At 67.6% G+C, this 23,503-nt stretch carries 20 protein-coding genes and 1 pseudogene; 13 read left to right on the top strand and 8 right to left on the bottom strand.

From position 1 onward, the window contains the following. Nucleotides 1-228 precede the first annotated feature (228 nt). The 4 genes from NUV79_RS20980 (at nt 229) to NUV79_RS20995 (ending at nt 6,398) form a co-directional block, all read left to right on the top strand. Nucleotides 229-1,662: an NAD-dependent succinate-semialdehyde dehydrogenase gene (locus NUV79_RS20980; protein ID WP_257735012.1), complete on the top strand. Its 1,434-nt coding sequence runs from the start codon at nt 229-231 to the stop codon at nt 1,660-1,662. A gap of 122 nt (nt 1,663-1,784) precedes the next feature. After that, nucleotides 1,785-3,233 carry an efflux transporter outer membrane subunit gene (locus NUV79_RS20985; RefSeq protein ID WP_257735013.1) on the top strand — a complete coding sequence of 483 codons (1,449 nt, stop codon included), beginning with the start codon at nt 1,785-1,787 and terminating at the stop codon, nt 3,231-3,233. Continuing rightward, nucleotides 3,230-4,435: an efflux RND transporter periplasmic adaptor subunit gene (locus tag NUV79_RS20990; protein WP_257735014.1), complete on the top strand. Its 1,206-nt coding sequence runs from the start codon at nt 3,230-3,232 to the stop codon at nt 4,433-4,435. The genes NUV79_RS20985 and NUV79_RS20990 overlap by 4 nt, the downstream gene beginning before the upstream one ends. Before the next feature lie 10 nt (nt 4,436-4,445). Continuing rightward, nucleotides 4,446-6,398 carry a MacB family efflux pump subunit gene (locus NUV79_RS20995; RefSeq protein ID WP_257735015.1) on the top strand — a complete coding sequence of 651 codons (1,953 nt, stop codon included), beginning with the start codon at nt 4,446-4,448 and terminating at the stop codon, nt 6,396-6,398. Here the strand turns inward: NUV79_RS20995 and NUV79_RS21000 are convergent. After that, the gene (locus NUV79_RS21000; RefSeq protein WP_257735016.1) at nt 6,395-7,297 is read right to left on the bottom strand and encodes a LysR family transcriptional regulator; all 903 of its coding nucleotides are present in this window, start codon (nt 7,295-7,297) and stop codon (nt 6,395-6,397) included. The two genes, NUV79_RS20995 and NUV79_RS21000, sit on opposite strands and share 4 nt — an antisense overlap. A gap of 89 nt (nt 7,298-7,386) precedes the next feature. Here NUV79_RS21000 and NUV79_RS21005 point away from each other — a divergent pair, with 89 nt between their 5' ends. Next, nucleotides 7,387-8,403, top strand: a complete 1,017-nt coding sequence (locus NUV79_RS21005; protein ID WP_257735017.1) for a bile acid:sodium symporter family protein — start codon at nt 7,387-7,389, stop codon at nt 8,401-8,403. Nucleotides 8,404-8,527: 124 nt separating this feature from the next. Continuing rightward, nucleotides 8,528-8,740 (top strand): DUF2934 domain-containing protein, encoded by a 213-nt coding sequence (locus tag NUV79_RS21010; RefSeq protein WP_257735018.1) that lies wholly within the window; start codon nt 8,528-8,530, stop codon nt 8,738-8,740. A gap of 27 nt (nt 8,741-8,767) precedes the next feature. Here NUV79_RS21010 and NUV79_RS21015 read toward each other — a convergent pair whose 3' ends face one another. The 6 genes from NUV79_RS21015 to NUV79_RS21040 form a co-directional block, all read right to left on the bottom strand. Further along, nucleotides 8,768-9,049: a hypothetical protein gene (locus tag NUV79_RS21015; RefSeq protein ID WP_257735019.1), complete on the bottom strand. Its 282-nt coding sequence runs from the start codon at nt 9,047-9,049 to the stop codon at nt 8,768-8,770. 48 nt (nt 9,050-9,097) lie between these two features. Beyond that, nucleotides 9,098-9,568, bottom strand: a complete 471-nt coding sequence (locus NUV79_RS21020; RefSeq protein WP_257735020.1) for a YHS domain-containing (seleno)protein — start codon at nt 9,566-9,568, stop codon at nt 9,098-9,100. Nucleotides 9,569-9,580: 12 nt separating this feature from the next. Continuing rightward, on the bottom strand, nt 9,581-10,066 hold the full coding sequence (locus NUV79_RS21025) for a hypothetical protein (RefSeq protein WP_257735021.1): 486 nt from the start codon (nt 10,064-10,066) through the stop codon (nt 9,581-9,583). Nucleotides 10,067-10,089: 23 nt separating this feature from the next. Then, nucleotides 10,090-11,487 carry a tetratricopeptide repeat protein gene (locus NUV79_RS21030; protein ID WP_257735022.1) on the bottom strand — a complete coding sequence of 466 codons (1,398 nt, stop codon included), beginning with the start codon at nt 11,485-11,487 and terminating at the stop codon, nt 10,090-10,092. A 70-nt stretch (nt 11,488-11,557) separates the two neighbouring features. Then, nucleotides 11,558-12,751, bottom strand: coding sequence for an OpgC family protein (locus NUV79_RS21035; protein ID WP_257735023.1), 1,194 nt, complete (start codon nt 12,749-12,751; stop codon nt 11,558-11,560). Continuing rightward, a complete protein-coding gene (locus tag NUV79_RS21040) occupies nt 12,751-14,403 on the bottom strand; it encodes a thiamine pyrophosphate-binding protein (RefSeq protein WP_257735024.1) in 1,653 nt (550 codons plus the stop codon). Before NUV79_RS21040 ends, NUV79_RS21035 begins: the two co-directional genes overlap by 1 nt. Before the next feature lie 193 nt (nt 14,404-14,596). On the opposite strand from NUV79_RS21040, the gene NUV79_RS21045 reads away from it, so the two are divergent. From NUV79_RS21045 to NUV79_RS21070, 6 genes are all read left to right on the top strand, one after another. Continuing rightward, a complete protein-coding gene (locus tag NUV79_RS21045) occupies nt 14,597-15,172 on the top strand; it encodes a sigma-70 family RNA polymerase sigma factor (RefSeq protein WP_257735025.1) in 576 nt (191 codons plus the stop codon). An 82-nt stretch (nt 15,173-15,254) separates the two neighbouring features. Beyond that, nucleotides 15,255-15,896 carry a DUF1109 domain-containing protein gene (locus NUV79_RS21050; protein ID WP_257735026.1) on the top strand — a complete coding sequence of 214 codons (642 nt, stop codon included), beginning with the start codon at nt 15,255-15,257 and terminating at the stop codon, nt 15,894-15,896. 513 nt (nt 15,897-16,409) lie between these two features. Continuing rightward, nucleotides 16,410-17,921, top strand: a complete 1,512-nt coding sequence (locus tag NUV79_RS21055; RefSeq protein ID WP_257735027.1) for an ABC transporter substrate-binding protein — start codon at nt 16,410-16,412, stop codon at nt 17,919-17,921. A gap of 2 nt (nt 17,922-17,923) precedes the next feature. Further along, nucleotides 17,924-18,859: an ABC transporter permease gene (locus NUV79_RS21060; RefSeq protein WP_257735028.1), complete on the top strand. Its 936-nt coding sequence runs from the start codon at nt 17,924-17,926 to the stop codon at nt 18,857-18,859. Next, nucleotides 18,856-19,683, top strand: coding sequence for an ABC transporter permease (locus NUV79_RS21065; RefSeq protein ID WP_257735029.1), 828 nt, complete (start codon nt 18,856-18,858; stop codon nt 19,681-19,683). Before NUV79_RS21060 ends, NUV79_RS21065 begins: the two co-directional genes overlap by 4 nt. Next, on the top strand, nt 19,680-21,089 hold the full coding sequence (locus NUV79_RS21070) for an ABC transporter ATP-binding protein (RefSeq protein WP_257735030.1): 1,410 nt from the start codon (nt 19,680-19,682) through the stop codon (nt 21,087-21,089). Before NUV79_RS21065 ends, NUV79_RS21070 begins: the two co-directional genes overlap by 4 nt. A gap of 143 nt (nt 21,090-21,232) precedes the next feature. On the opposite strand, the pseudogene NUV79_RS21075 reads toward NUV79_RS21070, so the two are convergent. Then, nucleotides 21,233-21,835, bottom strand: a pseudogene (locus NUV79_RS21075) (iron chelate uptake ABC transporter family permease subunit); the annotation flags it as partial. A 152-nt stretch (nt 21,836-21,987) separates the two neighbouring features. Here NUV79_RS21075 and NUV79_RS21080 point away from each other — a divergent pair. After that, complete coding sequence (locus NUV79_RS21080) at nt 21,988-23,274, top strand: TonB-dependent receptor (RefSeq protein WP_257735031.1); 1,287 nt, start codon at nt 21,988-21,990, stop codon at nt 23,272-23,274. The last annotated feature ends 229 nt before the right edge of the window (nt 23,275-23,503 follow it).

Raw genomic sequence — 23,503 nt, forward strand, 5'->3', positions numbered from 1 at the left:
ATCCACGACTGGGCGCCGCGCTCTTGGGTGAATTCCGGATCGGCGTCGCTTTGCGGCTTGTCCGGAATGACGCCAGAAGGCCAGCCCGCGCCATTCATAACCATAACAGTCTGAATTTATCTGATTTAGCCGACTGGATCACAGAATGACCCGCCACTTATGGTCCCCATCGAGACCGGCGGGAACGCCGCGCAAAGACTGCTGAACGCATCGCCAGCCGAGGCTTCCATGACGACCTATCCCGATCTCAAGCTCTATATCGGCGGCGCCTGGCGGAAGACGGCGGAGGAGCTGCCCGTTCTCAATCCGGCCGATGAAAGCATCATCGGTGCGGTGCCGCTCGCCGCCCAATCCGACCTCGACGATGCGCTGACGGCCGCCGCCGAAGGCTTCCGGGTCTGGAGCCGCATAGCCCCGCGCGTGCGTGCCGAGATCATGCTGAAGGCGGCCGCGCTGATGCGCGAGCGCGTCGAGGAGATCGCCTATGCGATCACGCTGGAGCACGGCAAGCCGCTGGCGCAGGCGCGGCTCGAAGTGGTCCGGGGCTGCGAGTTCTTCGAATGGGATGCGGCCGAGGGCCAGCGCGCCTATGGCCGCGTCATCCCGAGCGAGCCCGGCATCCGCTATGTCGTGATGCACCAGCCGGTCGGTACGGTCGCGGCCTTCTCGCCGTGGAATTTCCCGATGAGCCAGCCCTGCCGCAAGATCGCGGGCGCGCTCGCCGCCGGCTGCTCGATCATCATCAAGGCGGCCGAGGAGACCCCGGCCGGCGCCCTCCACATCGCGCGGGCCCTGCATGATGCCGGCGTGCCGCCCGGCGTGTTCAACCTCGTCTTCGGCGTTCCCGCCAAGATTTCGGGCTATCTCATCCCACAGACGCAGACCCGGCTCGTCGCCTTCACCGGCTCGACCGCGGTCGGCAAGCATCTCTCGGAGCTCGCCGCGCGCCATATGACGCCGGTGCTGATGGAGCTCGGCGGCCATGCCCCGGTCATCGTCTGCGACGATGTCGACCCCATCGCCGCAGCCCATCTCTCCGCTACCCGCAAGGTCCGCAATGCCGGGCAGGTCTGCACCTCGCCGACGCGCTTCTTCGTGCAGCAGGATATCTACGAGCGCTTCACCAAGGCCTTTGTGGAAAAGGCGCAGGCCACGAAAGTCGGCAACGGCCTCGATGCCGGGACCGAGATGGGCCCGGTCGCGAACCATCGCCGCATCGAAGCTCTGGAAGCGCTGACGGCTGATGCCCGCGCCCGTGGCGGGCGTGTGCTGACCGGCGGCGAGCGCCTGGGCAATCGCGGCTATTTCTTCCCGCCCACGGTTCTCACCGAATTGCCTGACGATGCCCGCGCGCTCCGCGAGGAGCCCTTCGGCCCGATGGCGATCATCAACCCCGTCCGCACGGTCGAGGAAGCCATCGAGAAGGCCAATTCCCTGCCCTTCGGCCTCGCGGCCTATGGCTTCACGCACTCTGCAGCGCGGGCCGATCAGCTCGCTGATGGCATCGAGGCCGGCAATGTCTCGATCAACACGCTGGAGGCCTCTGTCGCCGAGGTGCCCTTCGGCGGCGTCAAGGACAGCGGCTACGGACGCGAGGGTGGCGCCGAGGGCTTGGCGCATTACATGACCGTCAAGACCCTGTCTCACAGGATGGTCATCTAGCCGCAATGCGCCGGACAGGCTGACCGGTTATCCTGCTGGCAGGAATGCCATAGGGACGAAATATTGCGCATGGACTGGGTGGAAAGCTGGCGGCTCCGGGTTTTCCCGGCATTCTGGCCGCGATGATTCGCATTCCCCTTCTGTCCCTGCTGGCGTTGAGCCTCGGTGCCTGCGCCGTGGGGCCGGACTATGCGCCGCCCGCACTCGACCTGCCGCAGCGCTGGAACACGGCGCCCGGCGGCAAGACCTCGCCCAGACCGAGCGAATGGTGGCGTGGCTTTCGCGACCCGACGCTGAACGCGCTGATCGATCAGGCCATCGCCGGCAATCTCGACGTCGCACAGGCCAAGGCCCGTATCCGCGAGGCCCGTGCCTCCCGCGAGCAGGCGGTCGGTGCGCTCTTCCCGCAAGTCGATGGCGGCGCCTCCGCCACGCGCTCGCGCTCGTCGACGGTGACGCGCAACAGCTTCCGCGCCGGCTTCGACGCCTCCTGGGAACTCGACCTGTTCGGGGCGCGCGACCGCGCCGTGGAGGCCGCGACCTATGGCACGGACGCCGCCTTCGACGATCTCGACACGGTTATGCTGACGCTGATCGGCGATGTCGCCTCGACCTATGTCGAGGCGCGCGGCCTGCAGGCGCGGATCGTCCTTGCCCGCAGCACGGCCAAGACCCAGCGCGAGACCGAGGCGCTGACCCGCACCCGCTTCCAGGCTGGCGACATCTCTGCCATCGACACCGCCCGCGCCACAGCGCAAGCGGCCAGCACCGAAGCGCAGATTCCCGCGCTCGAAGCCTCGCTCGCCCAGAGCCAGCACAGGCTCGCCGTGCTGACCGGCCGCCCGCCGGCCGCGATGGCCGGCTATTTCGGGCGCACGGCAGCGGTTCCCGGTACACCCGCCCCACCGCGCGCCGGCATCCCGGCTGACGTGCTGCGCCGCCGCCCCGATGTCCGCTCGGCCGAGCGCCAGCTCGCGCAGGCGACGGCCCGGATCGGCCAGGCGGAAGCCAATCGCTACCCCTCGGTTTCGCTGACCGGCAACATCTCGACCTCGGCGCTGAAGCTCGGCGACCTCGCAAAGAACAGCGCCATCGGCTGGTCGATCGGCCCGAGCGTCAGCGTGCCCATCTTCAATGGCGGCGAGCTGGCGGCGGCGTTGGATGCGGCCCGCGCGCGGCGCGACCAGCAGGATGCGGCGCTCAAGCTCGCCGTGCTGACCGCATTGCAGGATGTTGAGGACAATCTCGTCGGCCTGCGGCAGCAGCGAATCAGGCTCGGCAGCCTGACCGAGGCCGCCCGCGCTTCGGGCGAAGCCGCGCGGCTTTCCCGCGCGCTTTATACGGCGGGCACGGCGAGCTTCCTCGATGTCCTCGAAGCCCAGCGCACGCTCTACGCATCCGAGGAATCGCTGATCCAGAGCCGGGTCGCGCTCGCGACGAGCTTCATCGCGCTCAACAAGGCGCTGGGCGGCGGCTGGCTCCGGCCCGTCAATGTCTCGGCTCCGGCCGTCGTCGACGCCGAGACCGGTCCGCGCCTGCGCATTCTTCCCGTCGAGGAGCCGCAACCATGAGGCTGCGCCGCCTTCTTCTCCCCGTCCTCATCCTCGCGGCTGCCGGCGGCTACTATGTCTGGCAGGCCCGCCAACCCTCGCCGGCCGAGACTGTCAGCCTGCCCAGCGCCGAGGCGGTGATGGGCAATGTCGAGGAAGCCGTGCTCGCCTCCGGCGCGCTGGAGCCGGTCCGGCAGGTCAGTGTCGGCGCGCAGGCGACCGGCCGCATCGTCTCGCTCAAGGTCAAGCTCGGCGACAATGTCGCGACGGGCGACCTGATCGCCGAGATCGACGGCATCACCCAGCAGAATGCGCTCCGTTCGGCCGAGGCCGATCTCGCCGCGCTCAAGGCCCAGCGCGCCGAGCGCAGTGCCAGCCTCGCCTATGCCCAGGCGGTGCTCGCCCGCCAGAAGCAGATGGTCGGCCAGAACGCCGTCTCGCGCGACGCCTTCGAGAATGCCGAGATGACGGTGAGCACGACACGCGCCCAGATTGAGTCGCTCGATGCGCAGATCGTCTCGAGCCAGGTCAAGGTCGAGGATGCCCGTGCCAAGCTCGGCTATACCCGCATCACCGCGCCGAGCCCTGGCACCGTGCTCGCCATCGTCGCGCAGGAAGGCCAGACGGTGAATGCGGTGCAATCCGCGCCGACGGTCGTGGTGCTCGGCGACGTCTCGACCATGACGGTCAAGGCCAAGATATCGGAAGCCGACGTGCTCCGGGTCAAGGCCGGGCAGGAGGTCTATTTCAGCGTGCTCGGCGCCCCGGAGCGGCGTTTCCCCGGCAAGATCTCCTATGTCGAGCCGGCGCCCGACACGTTGAAGACGCAGAACACGACCTCCTCGTCGAGCGCGAGCAGCTCGTCCTCCGCATCCAGCACCAGCGCCGTCTACTACAACGCGCTGTTCGAGGTGCCGAACCCGGAAGGGCGATTGCTGACCTCAATGACGGCGCAGGTCACCGTCATCGTCGGGCGGGCGCAGAATGTCCTCACTGTCCCATCGACCGCCGTGCGGCGCCGCGGCCCCAACAGCTTCGTCGATGTGCTCGGCCCTGACGGCAAGCCCGAGCAGCGCAAGGTCACGACCGGGCTCGACAACAAGATCGTGGTCGAGATCACCTCCGGCCTGAAGGCCGGCGAGCGCGTCGTCACCACCCGCAGCAGCGGCGGCCCGGATGCGACGCGCCCGACGCGTGCCCGGCGCTCGCCCTTTGGCTTCTGAGGCGCGCGCGATGGGCAAGCCGCTCATCCGCCTCGCCGGCGTCCGGCGCGATTTCGGCGAAGGCGAGGCCGCGGTCGCGGCGCTCGATGGTGCCGATCTCGTCATCGAGGCCGGCGAGATGGTCGCGATCGTCGGCCAGTCAGGTTCGGGCAAGTCGACGCTGATGAACATCGTCGGCTGCCTCGATCGCCCGACCGGCGGCAGTTACGAGATCGACGGCCGGCCGACCCGCGACCTCGACCCGGACGAATTGGCCCGGCTCCGGCGCGAATATTTCGGCTTCGTCTTCCAGCGCTATCACCTGCTCTCGGAACTGACCGCGCTCGCCAATGTCGAGGTGCCCGCGATCTATGCCGGCGTGCCGCCCGGCCCGCGCCAGAGCCGCGCCGCCAAGCTGCTGGAACGGCTCGGGCTGGCATCACGCGCGACGCACCGCCCCTCCGAACTCTCCGGCGGCCAGCAGCAGCGCGTCTCGGTGGCGCGCGCCCTGATGAACGGCGCCCGCGTCCTCCTGGCCGACGAGCCGACCGGGGCGCTCGACCGCAAGAGCGGCGAGGAGATGCTCGCGCTGATCGAGGAGCTGAACCGGGAGGGTCACACGGTCATCCTCGTCACCCATGACATGAATGTCGCAGCGCGCGCCCATCGCATCATCGAGCTCAGCGACGGCCGGATCATCGACGATCGCCGCACAGCTCCGCGTTCGGAAGCCGTGCCACCGCCCTCCCCCGTGCCGGCCCCAGCCGGACTGCTGCGCGCCGGTTTCGGCCGTCTCAAGGAGGCCTTCGGCATGGCGGTGCGCGCCATGGCCGCCCACAAGTTGCGCACGACCCTGACCATGCTCGGCATCGTCATCGGCATCGCCGCCGTGGTCAGCGTCGTCGCGCTCGGCGAAGGCGCCAAGCAGAACGTGCTCCAGAACATCTCCGGCCTCGGCACCAACACGCTGGAGATCTTCCCCGGCGCCGGCTTCGGCGATACGCGCTCCGGCCGGGTCAAGACGCTGACGGTGCTCGATGCGCAGGTCCTCGCCGCCCAGCCCTATGCCGCGAGCGTGACGCCGACGGTCTCGACCAGTGCGACGATCCGGCTCGGCAATGTCGAGGCGACGGCGCTCGTCAACGGCGTCAGCGAGCGCTATTTCGACGTACGCGGCAGCGTGCTGACGCGCGGCTCCTTCTTCACGGCCGAGGATATCCGCACGCTGTCGCAGGACGTCGTCATCGACGAGAACACGCTGGGCGCGCTCTTCCCGAACGGCACCGCCAACCCGATCGGCACGGTCTTCCTGATCGGGTCGGTACCCAGCCGCATCGTGGGTGTGATGCGCCAGCAGCAGGGCGGCTTCGGCGGCAGCCAGAACCCGCAGATCTTCATGCCCTATACCTCGGTGCAGGGCCGTTTCCTCGGCGATCTCTCATTGCGCTCGATCACCTTGCGCGTCGACGACGACACGCCGATGGCGGCCGCGCAGGAGGCCGTGACGGAGCTCCTGACCCACCGCCACCGCGCCAAGGACTTCTTCATCTTCAACCAGGACGAGATCCGCAACACCATCACCGCCACGACCCAGACGCTGACGCTGATGATCTCCTCGATCGCGGTCATCTCGCTGCTGGTCGGCGGCATCGGCGTGATGAACATCATGCTGGTCTCGGTGATCGAGCGCACCGGCGAGATCGGCCTGCGCATGGCGGTCGGCGCGCGGCGCAGCGACATCATGCAGCAATTCCTGATCGAGGCCTCGCTGGTCTGCTTCATCGGCGGCGCGCTCGGGATCGGGCTGGCGCTTGCCATCGGCTACGGCTTCGAGGCGTCGGGCTCGCAGATGCGGTTCATCTATTCGGGCGAGGCTTTTGCCGTCGCCATCGCCTGCTCGACCCTGATCGGCCTGACCTTCGGCTTCCTGCCGGCACGGAACGCCGCGAAGCTCGATCCGGTCGCGGCTCTGGCGCGGGACTAGCCGCGCCCGCGCCTGGGTGCCCCCGGCATAAGCCGCCCTGCGCTGGCGAGGATAGCGTCGGCAAGCGCCCGCGCCGCAGCCTGATGTGACTGGCCACCGATGACGACGAACTCGATCATGCCCAGCGGCGGCAGCGCCTCGCGCGGCTCGACCTCGGCGAGGCCCTGCGGGATCAGGCGGGCGGAATGCGCGGTGATGCCGAGGCCCGCCACCGTCGCCGCGCGCAGGCCCGCGAGGCTGCCGCTGGTGCAGGCGACGCGCCAGGCGCGGCCCGCCCGCTCCAGCGTCTCGATCGCATGGACGCGCGTGATGCTCGGCGGCGGATAGAGCACGAGCGGGACGATCCGTTGCTCCGCCAGCCTGGCGCCTGGCCGGCCCGCCCAGACGAGGCGCTCCTGCCAGGCGACCTCGCCGCGCTCGTCGCCCTTGCGCCGCTTGGCGAAGATCAGGTCGAGCTCGCCCGCGTCATATTGCTCGTAGAGCAGGCCGCTCAGGCCGACCGTCAGTTCGAGGTCGACCGCATGGTGCTGCATGGCGAAGGCGGCCAGGATCTCCGGCAGCGCCGTATAGGCGAAATCCTCGGAGACCCCGAGCCGGAGCCGCCCGCGCAGGGTCGAACCGGCGAGATAGCGCTCGATCCGCTGACCCGCCTCCAGCGCCTGCCGCGCGAAGGGCAGGATTGCATCCGCGTCCGGGGTCGGGCGCACGCCATGGGTGTCGCGCTCCAGCAGGCGCCGGCCCAGTCGCTTCTCCAGCCGCGCGACATGCTGGCTGACCGAAGACTGGCGCAAACCGAGCTGGCGTGCGGCCTCGGTGAAGCTCAGCGTCTCGCAGACCTTGAGGAAGCTCTGCAGCAGGACGGGATCGAGCGGTTTCGGATCGGAATCGAACATCATCATGATTCATGATATCCGATATAGTAGACAACATGGATCAAAATGAAGCGGAAGGCGATTACAACGCGGCATCCCATTCGGAAGGACCACAGATGCTCCGCCGCACCCTCGCCCGCTTCGGCATCGACCCCTATCTGATCGCGCTGATGGCGACGGTCGCGATCGCGGCCGTTTTCCCTGCCCATGGCAGCGGCGCGGTGGTCGCCAATGATGCAGTCTCGATCGCCGTCGCGCTGCTGTTCTTCCTCTATGGCGCGCGGCTGTCGCCAGCAGCGGTCTGGGAAGGCCTGCTGCACTGGCGCCTGCAATCGCTTGTCTTCGCCAGCACCTATGTCCTGTTCCCGCTGCTCGGCGTGCTGCTCGCCCGCGTCTTCGCCGGCGTCCTGCCATCGGAGCTGATCGCCGGACTGATCTTCGTCTGCATCCTGCCCTCGACCGTGCAATCCTCGATCGCCTTCACCTCGATAGCGCGGGGTAATGTCGCGGCTGCCCTGTGCAGCGCCTCGGTCTCCAATCTCTTCGGCATGGTGCTGACGCCGCTGCTCGTCGTGCTCCTGCTCGATTCGAAGGGCGGCGGCTTCAGCACGCGCGCCGTCGAGAGCATCGCCCTGCAATTGCTGCTGCCCTTCCTGGCCGGGCAATTGCTGCGCCGCTGGATCGGGCCGTTCCTGCAACGGCACAAGGCGCCGATCTCGCTGGTCGATCGCGGTTCGATCCTGCTCGTCGTCTATGCCGCCTTCAGCGAGGGCATGGTCGCCGGCATCTGGTCTCAGGTCACGCTCGCCGATCTCGGCCTGATCATGGCACTGGACATCGTCCTGCTTGCCGCCGTGCTGGCGATCACGACCTTTGCCAGCCGCCGCCTCGGCTTCTCCAAAGAGGACGAGATCGCCATCGTCTTCTGCGGCTCGAAGAAGAGCATGGCGAGCGGCATCCCGATGGCGAACATCCTGTTCCCCGGCCAGGCGCTCGGCCTGATCGTGCTGCCGCTGATGCTGTTCCATCAGGCGCAGCTCTTCGCCTGCGCGGTCCTTGCCCAGCGCTATGCGCGCCGCCCGGCGGAATCGAGCGCGGAAACGCCCGGCTTGCCCGCTTCTGCCAAGGCCTGAACTTCCAGCTTTGACGGGAACAGCCCCGGCCTCTGCGGTGTTGTTGTCCTGCACGGCTTAGCCGTCGCCCTCTCCGAAACCAGGATTCCTCGGCGCCGCCGGGGAGCGACCATGGAGGCGAGACATGAAGCAGGACGACAAGACCCAGCACGAAATCCGGAAGATTGCCTATGATCTCTGGATCAAGGACGGGCAGCCCGAGGGCCGCGACCGCGAGCACTGGGAAGCCGCCAAGGAAATCTGGGCCTTCCGCAGCCACAACCATGTGCTTGAGGAATCCGGCGATTCCGATGCCGGCGCCTCGAAGAAGCCCCGGTCGGCTTCGAAGGCGGCGTGACGCCAGGGGCACGCCGCCCGAGAGCCGTCAGGGGCAGGCGTAGCCGTTCGCGATCGGCTGGCAGCGTGCGCCGGTGGGCAGCACCAGCGCGCCGCGCTCGCGCTTGACATAGTCTCCATTCGGCAGCGTGAAGCCGCCGGAATAGTCCGGCATAACCCGCGTGCCGTCCGGCAGGACGAGCTGCGCGCCGTCACGGACGATATGTTTGGCGGGCGCGGCCTCAGGCTGCGGAACCGGCCGGGGGCGGGATGAGACACAGCCGGCGGCCAGAACCGCAACCAGGCTGGCGGCAATCGATATCCTGATCATGCCCTATCTTTGCCGCGCCTGACGGCAGGGTGCAACCCTGCCCGCGTCCTATCGGATATCTCTCTCGGTCAATCGCGGCCAGGTTCCATCGGCGCGGGCGATGTAGGTTTTCGTCCGGCCGAGCCAAGTCTTCCGCACGCCAAGATCATAGTTGAGATAGAGCCGGCCATCGACGATCGACCAGGCTTCCGGCTCGATCTTCACGAGATAGCCACGCGAGGTGCCATAGGCGCAGAAGCCGCCATAAGCTGGCAGATAGCGCTCCGGGGCGGCCTCGAACAGCGTCTTGTGCTCGGCGCTGACGAAGCGCCAGACGGCACCACCATGCCGGGCCGAGAATTCCGGCTTGCCGAGCCGCGGCCCCCCGTCGCGGAAATAGGCGACGGGATCGTAGCCACGGATCGCGAGGCCATCCGGCGAACCCAGCGTGTTGACCGGGCGGGTCGTGTCGGCCCCGGCGTGGCTGGCGGTGGCCAGCATTGCTGTTGCCCAGCCGATGAAGGCGCGTCTGTCCAGCATGACCAACCTCCCTCAGGCACGCCGCGCTTCCAGCGCCTCGAAGACATAGGCTGCGAGGTAGCCGTAGATCGCGTGGCCAATGAGGCTCATGACGGAGAGGCGCGGCACGTCGTTCAGCAGGAAATGCTGCCCGGCCAGCGGCGCGAAGAAGGCGAGTGCGATGAAATAGGTGATCACGCCCCAGATCCAGCCATCGGCCGGCATGCCGAAGCTCTTCACCCAGCGTGTCAGGACCCAATAGCCAAGCGGGTAGAACAGGAAGCCGGTGACGAAATGCAGCAGCTTGGCGGTCGGCGTCGAGATCATCAGACCGAGCTGATGGAAGAAAAGCGACTTCACCAGCTCCGGCGGCTCGAGCGGATACTCGGCGAACCAGGCGGTCGGCACGGCCGAGAACAACTCCCAGAAGCCGAGCCCGGCAAAGCCGCCGAGCGCGAGATTGACGACCGTTCGGGTGGAGGGCAGCGCGAAACTGCCGGTCATGGTCGCGGTGGTCATGGCGTGTTCAGTCCTTTCTATCGTCAATGAGCAATGGCGAGCGGGGTGGAGGCGATGGCGAGCGCGGCAAGCCGCCCGGCGCCGCGATGGCGCAATTGCGCCAGCCGGCGAGCGGCGAAGAGGTTCGCGCCGCCGCGCCGCGTCAGCCGTTCGCCGAGGATTTGCGCGGCGCGATCATGCTGGCCCGAGCGGATCAGGCTTTCGGCATAGGCCTGCTCGAAAAGGTCGCGCTGGGCATGGCTGCCGCCGATCGCGAGCAGGCCGCTGCGCGCTGCGCCCAGCAGGCGGGCCGCTTCGTCATGATCGCCCTCGTGGAACGCTATCAGCCCGAAGGCCGCGAGCGCCCCGTTGCGGGCGGCCTCGCGCCGCTCGCTGCTGGGATGCAGCTTGGCATCCTCGATCAGGCCGCGGGCGATGGCCTCGGCTCCATCGGCCTGACCGGCACCGAGCAAAGACAGGGCATAGTGCAGGTCGGCGAAGACGAGGCGCCCGTCATGGATGCGGCCCTCGGCCTTGGCAGCGAGTTCCTCCCAGCGATCGCCGACATCGACGCCGGCATAGTCGAGCCGGGCGAGCAGCGAGGCGCCATTGGCGATGTCGCGGTAATCGTCGGTCTGCTCGGCCCGGATCTCGTCGTCATAGAGCCGCAGCACCTCGTCGGTGTCGCCGCGCTCCAGCCGGAACAGGGCGAGATGCCAGAAGATGTGGAAGCGCAGGTTGTTGGCATGGGCGATAGGACGACCATCGCCCAGCCAGGCGATGCCCTCGTCGACCCTGCCGGTCATCTCCAGCACATGGGCGACGGCGTGGCGGCCCCAGGCGTCGCGCGGACTCAGGGCCACCGCCCGGCGGCCGGCATGCTCGGCCTGCGCATAGAAGCCGCGCTCCTCCAGGGCGAAGGCATGGCAGCCATGGACGAAGCCGGCGAGCGGATGGCTCTCGCCGAAGCCCGGCGCGAAGCGGTTGAGGGTCGCAAGCATCTGCGCTTGATCGCCGAGCATGAAGCGCAGGCCATGCGAGAGCTTGAGCGCCAGCACGTCGAAGGGATGGGCGAGCAGGATCGCCTCCAGCCGCTCAGCCACCCGGCGCGGCGCATCGTCGAGCCAGAGCGCCAGCGCCTCAATCACCATGACCTCGCGCCGCGTCACCGGCCGCTGGGCAGCAGAAGCCCGCGCCTTGTCGAGGCAATCGCGCGCCGGAGCGGCCAGCTCGGCCCGCGCCAGCGAGAGCAGCATCAGTCCCTTGGCGGCATAGGCCAGCGCGAAATCCGGGTCGGCGGCGAGCGTTCGGGCGAGATGCTCGGGCGTCGCGGCGGCATGGGCCATCAGCGCCTCAAGCGTATCGTTCCAGGCAAGCCGGGCCGCATCGTTTGAGACGGTGATGCGATCGCCGGAGAGATCGAAATGCGTGGCACAAGACATGGGCTGCTCCATTGCCGCGCCGCGAAAGGGCGCTTGTGAGGGAGTTCGCAACGACGCGATCAACCGGCGTTCAACTCGCTTCACGGACCCGTGTAGTCAGCGCCGGACCAACCGGTGCGCCCCGCTGCTCCGGGACTGGCTTCGGCGCCGGGCCGCTCCAGGGCGCGCTCTTGAACCAGCCGACCACGAGCGCGGTCGCCAGGATCAGCGCGAAGCCAGCGAGATTGAGCAGCGCGACCAGAAGCTCGCCGCGCCCGGCCATGTCGGCGATCGTGCCGAGTAAACGCGCCAGCACGACACTCGCTAGGAAACAGGCGAGCGATTGCCGCCCGATCAGGATGAGGAGATGGCCCAGGCCGCGGTCGAGCCGGTCCCGCCAAGGCTCGATCAGGCTGAGCACGAGATAGGCAAGCGCAAGGAAATGCAGAACGCGCAGGATATGCAGGTCGGTCTTCTCGCTGGCCGGTATCAGCAGGTCGCGCACCGCCTGCGCGAAGGGCCAATGCTCGAGGATGCCCCAGAAGGACAGCGGCAGCGACAGCAGGAGGAAGCTTGCGGCAGCGAGCATCAACCGGCGGTCGCCAAGCCGGGGCAGCGGCAGCCATCCCATGCCGATGAAGAAGCCGATGAAGAAGATGAACTGCCAGGCGAAGGGATTGAGGAACCAGCCGGCGCCGTTCCAGGGATTGCCGGAGAGATTGAAGCCGGTGGCCCAGATCATCGCGTAGAGCGCCACCGCGATCAGGAAGGGCAAGGCGGCATGGAGGCGCCGCGCCAGCATCATCACCGGCACCAGCGCCAGGATGACGAGATACATCGGCAGGATGTCGAGGTAGTCCGGCTGCCAGGTCAGCGTGACCAGGCCGAACAGCGCCTGCTCGGGATCGGACAGCAATGGCGCGAACTGCCGGGCGATCTCCGCCAGGCCGAAGATGCGATCGAGCGCAGCTGCGAGCGCGATCAGGCCGAGGACGAGAGCGACCTGCGCCCAGTAGACCTGCCAGATTCGGTAGGCGATGCGCGCGGAGCCTATGGCGAGCCCGCGCCGGACGAAGACTCCGCCGAAGGCGAGCGCGCTGGCGATGCCCGAGCAGAAAACAAAGAGCTCGGCACCGGACGAGAATCCGAAGCGCGCGGGAATCCAGGCATTCCAGCTGTTCTCCGGCAGGTGCGCGACGAAGATGATCAGCATGGTCACGCCGCGGAAGAAATCGAGCCGTTCGTCGCGCGGACGCTTCACCGGCGCGGAGGCAAGCGCAGCCATCAGAACGCCCCCTCGTAGCTCGCCGCGTCGATGCGGCAGGCCAGCAAGCTGAAGCCGTCGCGCCGGAAGGCGGCCCCAGCTTCACGCGCAAGCGTCTCGCGATCCTCAACCGTCACGCCATGGCCGCCCATGGCGTGCGCGACCGCCGCGAAATCAGTGCCGCCGAAATCGACGCCGGCCCGCGCCAGCCCCATCTGCCGCTGCTTCAGCGCGATCAGCCCGAGGCTCTCGTCGACGAGGGTGACGATCACGACGGGCAGCCCGAGATCGCGCAGAGGCGCGAGTTCGCCCAGCACCATCTCCAGCCCGGCATCGCCGACGAAGCAGAGCACCGGCCGGCCCGACCCGAGTGCGGCGCCGGTCGCCAGCGGCAGCGCGCAGCCCATGGTGCAGAGCCCGGTCGATTGCAGCAGCTGCCGCGGCCCGTCGCAATTCCACATCTGGCTGAGCAGGATGCGATGCGCGCCGGAATCGGCGGTCGCGACCGTGCCGGCCGGCGCCATAGCCCGCAGGGTTTCGAACACGGCATGCGGCCCCCATTCGGCCGGCGCGGCGAAGGCCTCGCGGAAGTCCGCCCGAATCTTTGCGGGCTCGCCGCCCGGCCAAGCGGAGGGCCGATCAGGCAAGGCCTCGGCGAGCCGTGCCAGGATCGCGCCGACATCGCCTTCGAGCAGGAGAGTCGCGGAATGCATGCCGTGCGGCATCGCTTCGGCAACGATATCGATCACCGGCTTGCCCTGCGGCCAGGGATGGCGCCAGCCCTGACGCATCTCGATCGGATCGTAGCCGGCGAGCACGATCAAATCGGCGGTCTCGATCAGGGGCATCACGATAGCATCGGCCTTCGGCGAGAGGCCGATGCCGCCGATGACGCGCGGATCGGTTTCCGGCAGCAGCCCCTTGGCCTTGTAGGTGGTGAGCAGCGGCGCGCCGGTGCGGGCGACGAAGCGCTCCAGCGCGGCAGCGCCGCCCTGATTCACAAGGTCGAGCCCGGCAATGATGAGCGGCCGGCGCGCCGCTGCCAGCAACTTGGTGGCGGGGTCCAGATCAGCCGGCACGACCGGTGCGGCAAGCACAGGTTGGCTGGATGCCTGTCGCTCTGCCGGCGCCTCGGCCACCGAGATCGGCAGGTCGATATGGACCGGGCCGGGTCGGCCGCGCCGGGCGAGCGCGACCGCCTTGGCGATGACCAGCGCCTCCATGCCGGGCGACGCCCGGAAGCTCGCCTTCACCAATGGCCGCAGCACGGCCTGATGGTCGAAGACCTGATGGGTATAGCTTTCGGCCAGCGCCTGATCGACGCAACCCGTGATAAAGATCAGCGGCACGCGATCCTGGCTGGCATGGGCGACGGCAGTGACCGCATTGGCGACGCCGGGACCGAGCGTCGCCACCAGCACCGGCTGGGCGCCGGTCACGTGCCAGAGCCCCTCGGCCATGAAGCCGGCGGCATTCTCGTGCTTCGCGAGCAGGAAGCGGATGCCCGCCCGCTCCAGCGCATCGACCAGTGCGAGCACCTCGCCCCCGGGAATACCGAAGGCATGGGTCGCGCGTGCCGCCACCAGGCCTTCGGCGATGATATCCGCGCCGGTGAGACGCTGCGCTGGAGCCGCGTTCAAGGGAATGGAAGCGGACATGGTCTCGTGGCGCATCGGGTCTCTCCGGCAATCCGCGCGGGCGGCTTTGCCGGAGAGATCGCAACGGAGGCGCCGTCGGTTACAGGCTCACGGAGACGTGAGCACGAGGCCAGCGAGCGGCCCCGTCACGCGGCCCCGCGCTTGTGAGGCGAAAGCCGTCATGCGAGGGGATAGGACGACCCAGACCGATCCGGGATGCGCCCAGGCCTTGTCGCTCGAAGACCTCGAAACACAGCTCAGGCCCGCTTTCCTCGCCGCGCTCGACGGCGATTCCGCGGCCTACAGGCGCTTCCTCGACGCAATCGGCGGACGGCTGCGCGGCTATCTCCGGCAGATGCTGGCCCGCGCCGGGCGCCACGAGCCGAGCGAGGCCGAGGACGTGCTGCAGGAGGTGCTGCTCGCCCTGCATCTCTCCCGGCACACTTATGACCCGGCAAGCCCGGTCACGGCCTGGGCCCATGCGATCGCACGCTACAAGCTGGTCGACCATCTACGCCGCACCGGGCGCCATGCCGGCGGCCTGCCGCTGGATGACGAGGCTTTCGAGCTTGCGGAACCTCCGGTAGCGGCAGCGACAGAGGCCCGGCTCGATCTCGACCGGGCCATGGCGAGCCTGCCCGAGCGCACGCGCGGGCTGATCGACCGGGTCAGGCTGCAGGGCGCCAGCATTGCGGAAGCCGCGAGCGATGCCGGCATGACCGAGACCGCCGCGAAGGTCGCGATCCATCGCGGCCTTCAGGCCATGGCGAAATTCCTCTCCCGGCGCGCGGGAAGGCCACCATGATCCCGTCTCGCTTCAGTTGACCCGTAACCTTTCGCGGCCACGCCGCGAATTCCCGTTCAGACACGGCCAGCAAAGATTTCCGATGCAGACCGACGACCTGATCTCCCTGATGACCGCGAGCCACCAGCCGGTGGATACTGGCCGGCTGCGCCGCGTCACATGGCTCTGCGCCCTCTGCGCACTCGCGGCGACGGCCGGGCTCGTGCTGCTGACGCTCGGTCCCCGGCAGGATCTCGGCCATGCCTGGCTGACGGTGCCGGTCCTCGCCAAGGTCTTGCTCGGCGCCGGTGTCGCCGGCATCGCGCTGCCGCTGTTTCAGCTCAGTCTGAGGCCGGGCCGGAAACCCGCCCGGCGCCTGCCCTGGCTGCTGGTGCCGCTCGTGCTCGTCGTGGGCTGGGCCGCACTGGCGCTGATCCAGGCGCCTACCGGGCAATGGAGCGCACTGATCTTCGGCCGCTACTGGCAAGCCTGCGTCATCGCCGTGCCGCTTTATGCACTGTGCCCGCTCATCGTGCTGTTGCTGCTCGCGCGCCGGGGAGCCGCGGTCGACGGCCCCTTGACCGGCGCCTGCGCCGGCCTCGCCTCGGCGGGGCTGGCAACGGTCGCCTATGCGCTGCACTGCCCCGACGATGCCGCGCCCTTCCTGGCAACCTGGTACACGCTCGCGATTGCCACGGTCACCGCTTTCGGCGCCCTGGTCTTTCCGCGCTTCCTGCGCTGGTGATTCAGCCCACGTCCAAACCGGTCCCGCGCTTCGGCGAGGCCAGCCTGCTCTCTATCAGCTGATGAGTTGCTTCGATGCGGGGGCTTCCTCTGCAACGCTGGCTGTGAAAAGCGCGTAGCCCAGAGCCGCGAAGGCAAACAACCCGACCACTGACAGAAACATGAGAACCGCCTCTCCTGATGACGAGGCAGCTTCCCGTGAATGTGTGAATCTTGGGTCCGGAGATTGACTCAAATTGTTCGGATTGCCGCTACCGAGCCCAGGCTTGGGTGCGCACGCGAACCGTTCGCAGGCACTCGACCATCGGCTACATCAGCCCGGTCGAGTTCGAAAAGAAGGTCGGGCTAGCTTACTGAGTGTCCACGAAACCGGCAGCAGGCCACGCGAGTGCAAGATCTGCCGAGACAGGCGTGGGTTTAGGGTGCGGGAGTCCTTGCATCGCGGATTATATCTTGCATCGGGCTCGCCTCGCAGCTACTCGCGTAACGCTATAACATTTCATTGAGTGGTGCCATGTCGAGGAAACTGGTTGCGATCGCCGCTGTGCTGCTGTCCATGACAAGCATGGCCACGGCCAAACCTCTGAAGGTCGTCGGCCCCTGGGAGATCGCAGGTATCGACCCGGCGCAGTCCGGATATGTCTTCAGCCGCATGCAGGTGGCAGAAACGCTCGTCTCGGTCGATGCCGAGGGCAAGCTGATCGCCGGGCTCGCGACCTCTTGGTCGACGAGCGAGGATGGGCTGACCTGGCGCTTCCGGCTGCGCGACGGCGCCCGCTTCCATGACGGCAGCCCGGTGACCGCCTCGATCGCCGCCGACATCTTGCGCAAGGTCCACGACGGCAGCGGCGTTTTCAGCCAGGTCCCGGTCGCAGCCGTCGAGGCCGACGGCCAGGACGTGGTCCTCCGCCTGTCGAAGCCCTTTGCCGCGCTGCCGGCCTATCTCGTCAACTTCACGACCATCATCCTCGCGCCGTCCTCCATCGACGCATCGGGCAAGGTCGAGCGCATCGTCGGCTCCGGACCATACCGCGTGAAGAGCCTGACGCCGCCGCTGAACATGCAGCTGGAAGCCGCCTCAGAGTGGACCGGCGCGAAGCCCGGCATCGCCGAGGTCGACTATCAGGCGGTCGGACAGGGCGAGACCCGCGCTTTGATGGCCGAGAGCGGCGAGGCCGATCTTGTGTTCTCGATGCTCCCGGTGTCGGTGGAGCGTCTCAAGCGCAACCAGAACCTAGACGTGCGTATCGCCACGATCCCGCGCACGCGCTCGCTCAAGGTCAACGCCGCCTCGCCGCTGTTTAGCGATGTCAGGGTCAGGCGCGCGATCAGCGCCGCGCTCGATCGCGAGGGCACGACGCGCGTCATCCTGCGCAATGCCGACCTTGCCGCGACGCAGCTCTTCCCGAAGGCACTGGCGGGCTGGAACGATCCTGAACTGCCGCCGCTGAAGCGTGATCTCAACGCCGCCAAGGCCCTGCTCGCCGAAGCTGGTTGGACACCCGGCGCCGACGGCATCCTGCAGAAGGACGGCAAGCCGTTCTCCTTCACGCTCCTGACCTATGCGAGCTGGCCGGAGCTGCCGCCGATCGCGACCGCGATCCAGGCACAGCTCAAGCAGGTCGGCATCGACGCCAAGGTCTCGGTCGGCAATGCCTCGGAGATTCCGGCGCGACATACCGATGGCACCCTCGAAATGGGCCTGGTCTCGCGTCTCTACTCGATCGTGCCCGACGCCATCGGCACGCTGCGCGACGACTACAAGGCAGGCGGCAGCGACTGGGGTGCGACGGGCTGGAAGAGCGACGAGCTCACCGCTCTGGTCGAGACAATGGCGCAGACCAGCGATCCCGCCGCGCGGGCACCGATGCAGAAGCGCGCGATCGCGATCCTGCAGAGCGAGCTGCCGAGCATCCCGGTGACCTGGTCGGAACTCGCCGTCGTCGCCAACAAGCGCGTCACCGGCCTGCGCATCGACCCGCTTGAAGTGAACTACGGCCTCGCCTCCATCCGCTGGGCTCAATAGGCATGAAGCGCCTCGTTCTTGCCCGGCTGCTCCAGGCCGGGCTGGTCGTGCTTGTCGTCGGCATCCTCTGCTTTGTCCTCGTGCGCGCATTGCCGGGCGACCCGGCGATGCGGATCGCCGCCGGCCGCTACGGACCGGACGCCAACATCACGCAAGCCGCCGAGCAGGTGCGCCGCGAGCTTGGGCTCGACCAGCCGCTTGCTATCCAGTTGGGGACGTCGCTGACGCAACTGGTCCGGCTCGACCTCGGTCATTCCGTCGTCACTGGCCTGCCGATCACCAAGGAGCTCAGGATCCAGCTCGGCGCCACGCTCTGGCTCTCCGGATCCGCGCTCGTGCTGTCGCTGCTGCTCGGGCCGCCGATCGGCGTGCTCGCCGGGTTGAAGCGCGGTGGCTGGGTCGACAACGCTTCGTTGGGTGGCGCGATCATCCTGCGCTCGCTGCCGCCCTTCGTGCTCGGGCTGATCCTCATCTTGATCTTCGCCATGCTGCTCGGCCTGTTCCCGCCGGCCGGCTACGGCACATGGCGCGACATGGCGCTGCCGGCGTTGACGCTTGCGCTCGGTCTGGCTGCCGTCTCCAGCCGCGTTGCGCGCGATGCCGTCGCGGCCGTGGTGCGCACGCCCTATTTCGCCTTCGCGCGGCTGAAGGGACTGCCCGAGCCGGTCGTCGTTCGCAGGCATGTGCTGCGCAACGCCGCCATTCCCGTCGTCTCCTATCTCGCCCTGCAGGCGATCTATCTGATCGAGGGTGTCGTCGTCGTGGAGACGCTGTTCGGCTTCCCCGGCATCGGGCATGCCCTCGTCCATGCCGTGATCGCGCGCGACGTGCCGATGGTGCAGGGCACCGCGCTCGCCATGGGCCTGCTCTTCGCCATCATCGCCATGGCGGTCGATCTCGCCTGCCACTGGCTCGATCCCAGGCCGAAACGCGCATGAGCATCGCCGACGCCACTCTTGTCCCAACCGCAAAGCGGGCATGGCTAACACCCGCCCGTGCGCTGGGCCTCGGACTTCTCGGCCTGCTCGTGCTGTTCGCGCTGCTGGGGCCGCTACTGGTCACGGTCGATCCCAATGATCAGGATTTCGCGGCAAGTCTCGCGTCGCCTGGTGCCGACTATTGGCTCGGTGCGGATCACTACGGTCGCAGCATGCTCGCCCGGCTCAGCCATGGCGCGCGCCTGTCTTTCGGCATGGCGCTCCTCACCGTCGCGACGGCGGCCGTGCCCGGCATCCTGCTCGGGCTGCTCGCCGCCTGGAGCGGCGGCTGGCTCGAACGGATCCTCGAACTGGTCTCGACCGTGCTGCTCGCGCTGCCGGGGCTGCTGCTGGTGCTGATCCTGCTCGCCTTCGCGCCCGGCACGTTCGGGCCGCTCTATCTCGGTCTCGCGCTTACGCTCTGGATCGAGTTCTACCGCGTGACACGCGTCACGGCTGCCGGCGTGCTGAAGCAGCCGCATGTCGAGGCGGCGCGGCTGCTCGGCTTCGGCACCGGCTACGTCCTGCGCAGCCTGGTCCTACCCGAGATCCGGCCGATCCTGATCACGCTCGCCGCCTTCGCTATGTCGACGGCGATCATCGCGATCTCGACGCTCAGCGCGATCAGCGTGGGCCTGCGCCCGCCGACGCCGGAGTTGGGCGCGATGATCGTGGAGCTGCTGCCCTATTATGCCGAGGCGCCGCTGCATGTGCTGATGCCCGGAATCCTCATCTTCCTGCTCGTGCTCGGGCTCCAACTCGCGACGCGGAGCAATCTGCGATGAACGCTCCGGTACGCTTCCAGTCGCTGACGGTCTCCGGCCTACAGATCCGCGCCGGCGACACGACCATCGTTCGCGACGTCGCTTTCACGCTGTCGCAGGGCCGGCCCGTCACCTTGCTCGGCGCCAGCGGCTCCGGGAAATCTCTCGTGGCCCATGCCATCATGGGCAGTCTGCCGAGCGGCCTTTCGGCGCGCGGCGTCATCAAGCTGGACGACACGGATCTTCTCGCCAGCAGGCCAGAGCAGACGCGCGCGCGCTGGGGTCGGACGATCGCCATCCTGCCGCAGGAGCCCTGGCTCGCGCTCGACCCGACCATGCGAATCGAAGGTCAGGTCGGCGAGGTCCATCGTTACTTGCACGGCCTCGGATCGGCGGAAGCCAACAAGAGCATGCGTGACGACCTGACCGAGGTCGGTCTTGGCGACCGGACGCAGGCCTATCCGCACGAGCTTTCGGGTGGCATGTGCCAGCGCGCGGCGATCGCCGTGACGCATGCGGCCGGCGCCTCCCTCCTCATCGCCGACGAGCCGACAAAGGGCCTCGACGCGGCGCTGCGCGACGGCGTGGTCGAGAGGCTGCGCGAAGAGGTCGATCAGGGCCGCCTGCTGCTGACCATCACGCATGACATCGACGTCGCGGCCGCACTCGGCGGCATGATCGGCGTCATGCTCGATGGGGCCCTCGTCGAGTTTGGTCCGGCTGCCGAGGTCCTCGCGAATCCTCGGCACGACTACGCCCGCGCCCTGATCGGGGCGAACCCGGCGCGCTGGCCGATTCCCGCTGTACCGCCGGCCGGCGGCCCGATCGTCACCGCGACCGGGCTGTCGAAACGCTTCGGCGGGAAGACGCTGTTCGACGGTTTCGATATTGCGGTCGGGCGCGGCGAGATCGTCGCGATCGTCGGCCCCAGCGGCTGCGGCAAGACGACGATCGGCAATATTCTCCTCGGTCTGGTCAAGGCCGATCGGGGCGAGGTTCACCGCACAACAGGCATCGCGCCGACACGCTTCCAGAAGCTCTATCAGGACCCGCCGGCCGCCTTCGCGCCACATCAGACGCTGCGGCAAAGCCTCGGCGACCTGCTGAAGCTGCACGGCCTTGCGTGGGCACAGGCCCATGCCAGCATGCAGCGCTTCGGCCTGGGGCAAGAGCTCCTCGACCGTCGCCCGAGCGAGGTGTCCGGCGGCGAACTGCAGCGTTTCGCAATCCTGCGGACACTCCTGCTCGATCCGGTCTTTCTTTTCGCCGACGAAGCCACCTCGCGGCTGGATCCGGTCAGTCAGCAGGAGGTGTTCAAGATCCTGGTCGAGGCAGTCCGCGAGCGTGGACTGGGGCTGCTCATGGTGACGCACGAGGCCGCACTGTCAGAGAGGGTCGCGTCGCGCATTTTGAAGCTGCCGGACTGACGAATGCCCTACGGATTCCGGCGATCCGGAGGTCCACGGATTGCGCAAAAGTCGGCGCGAACTCCGATCGGTTCTATGAGGCCGCTCTCGGGCCTCTGTGCCAAGCGGCGACTGCGCCTACCACCGTGCGGAAGCTTGGTTCTTCAAGAACGCGAGCCTTGCCGGACCAGCCATAGCAGATAGCCTCCGCCGAGGAGCCCGGTCGCCAGGCCGATCGGGAGATTGATAGCGAAGGCAACACGCTGGCTGGCCAGGTCGGCGCCCACCAGAAGCGCAGCTCCCGCCAAGGCGCCCGAGATTAGGGGAGCATCGGCAGACGCCGTCAATCGCCGGGCGAGTTGCGGCCCGGCAAGCGCGACGAAGGCGATCGGGCCTGCTGCTGCCGTTGCGATAGCTGTGAGGGCCACGGCGGTCAAAACCATGATCGTCCGCGTTCGCGCTGGCGGCACGCCCAGTTGGCTCGCCATCTCGTCGCCCATCTCCAGCAGAGCAAGACGTCGCGCGTGATGCAGCGCCACAGGCAGGATCGCGGCCAGGCCGATCGCCGCGGGCCATACATGCGACCAGCCCCGCGCGTTCAGCGACCCTGCAAGCCAGATCTGTGCGGCGGCGGCGCGATCAAGATCGCCCATCGCAAGAAGTACGGTGTTGAGCCCGGAGAGCACCGCCCCAACACCAATGCCGACTAGGATCAGACGATAGCCGCCCTGGCCATCGCCCCGGGCTGCGAGCAGCAGCACCAGCGCGGCTGTTCCGACGCCGCGACACCTTTATCGACTATATCAATCCGAGCTTCGCCAAGGGCGACAGCGACCAGAATTTCAAGTCGCTCGATCTCCGCTTCAAGCTGCTCTGGGAGCCGCGCGAGCTGCCGGGGCTCAAGGCCAAGCTGACGCTTGTGCGCACGGACACCAACCGCCCGACCTCCGAGGCCGCGTCGTTCCCCTATTCGCGCCTCGACAGCACGACGCTCTCTATGCCGAGCTACAAGCAGGTGACCAACACGGCCATCGGCGACGTGTCCTATGACTTCGGCAACGGGATCAAGCTGTTCAACCAGAGCCAGTTCTCGGATCTGTCCGTTCGTCGTGTCATCACGCCGCGCTCCAATGGCGGAGCCTATATCGATCAGTGGAACGCCTCGAACGAGACCCGCCTGACCTTTGGCGACGAAAGCTCGACCTTCAGCGGCGTCGTGGGCGCATTCTACAAGCACACAAAATCCAGCGAGGTCCTTTACGTGCGGGGCACGTCGGACTTCGACGACACAAAGAACAGTCTCGGGATTTATTCCGAGCTACGCTATCGTCTGACCGATCGCTGGACGCTAACCGGCGGGCTTCGCTACCAGAACGATCAGGTCGATCGCAGCGGTACGACCACCTATTCGCGCTCTGCCCTGGCCTACGACAAGACGTTTGAGGCGCTGCTGCCGCGCGTATCGATCGCCTATGCTCTCACACCGGATGTCACGGTCGGAGCGCTGGTCAGCAAGGGCTATAATCCGGGCGGCGTTGGCCTGAGCTTCGCTCAGTCGCGCTTCTTCGAGTTCAAGGAAGAAACCGTCTGGAACTATGAGCTCTTTGGCCGGGCCGCTCTGCTTGATGGCCGCCTGAACCTCTCCGGAAACCTGTTCTACAACGACTTCAAGGACTCCCAGCGCCTTTTGCCGGACTATCTCAACGGCGTGCTCTATGGCGCCGTCGTGGTGAATGCCGACAAGGCCGAAAGCTATGGCGCCGAATTCAGCGCGGACTACCGCGTGCTCGACAATCTCCGCCTGAAGGGCAGCCTCGGCCTGCTCCATACCGAGATCAATCGCTTCCCGAACAACGGCGCTGTCCTTGAGGGCAAGGAGTTCGGCCGCGCGCCCGGCTACATGTTCAGCGTCGGCGTCGACTGGGACATCACCTCGCAGATCAAGCTGGCTGCCGACCTTCGCCACACGGACAGCTACTATTCGACCGATGAAAACATCCCCGCTTATCGGATCGGGGCCTACACGGTCGCCAATGCGCGGCTGACCTACAAGCCGACGGACAAGTTGGAGTTCTTCACTTACGCCAACAACATCTTCGATGCCCGCAAGCCGACCTGGAAACTCGACGATCGCACTGCGGGCGGAATCGTCAGCTCGATGGCGCCTCCGCGTGAGATCGGGATCGGCATGAAGGCGAGCTTCTGAGGCCGCGTCATCACAAGGCCCGCGGGTGCGACCGGACGACGCGCAGGCCTTGTGATGCAGATCAACATCCACGGAAGTAGCCCGCTCTGGCGAGAGGTTATCGGAACCGATCCTAGGAGCACGCATCCAACGTCTGCTTCCTGGCAGTGTCGGAAGGTCTGCTCCTGTGAAGGGTTTCGGATGCTGGCCCGTGCGAGCGGGTTTGGACCGGGCTGAGGGCCGGCGTCCG

It is taken from the genome of Allobosea sp. 47.2.35 (assembly GCF_024655635.1).
In the GTDB taxonomy this organism is placed as follows: Bacteria; Pseudomonadota; Alphaproteobacteria; order Rhizobiales; family Beijerinckiaceae; genus Allobosea.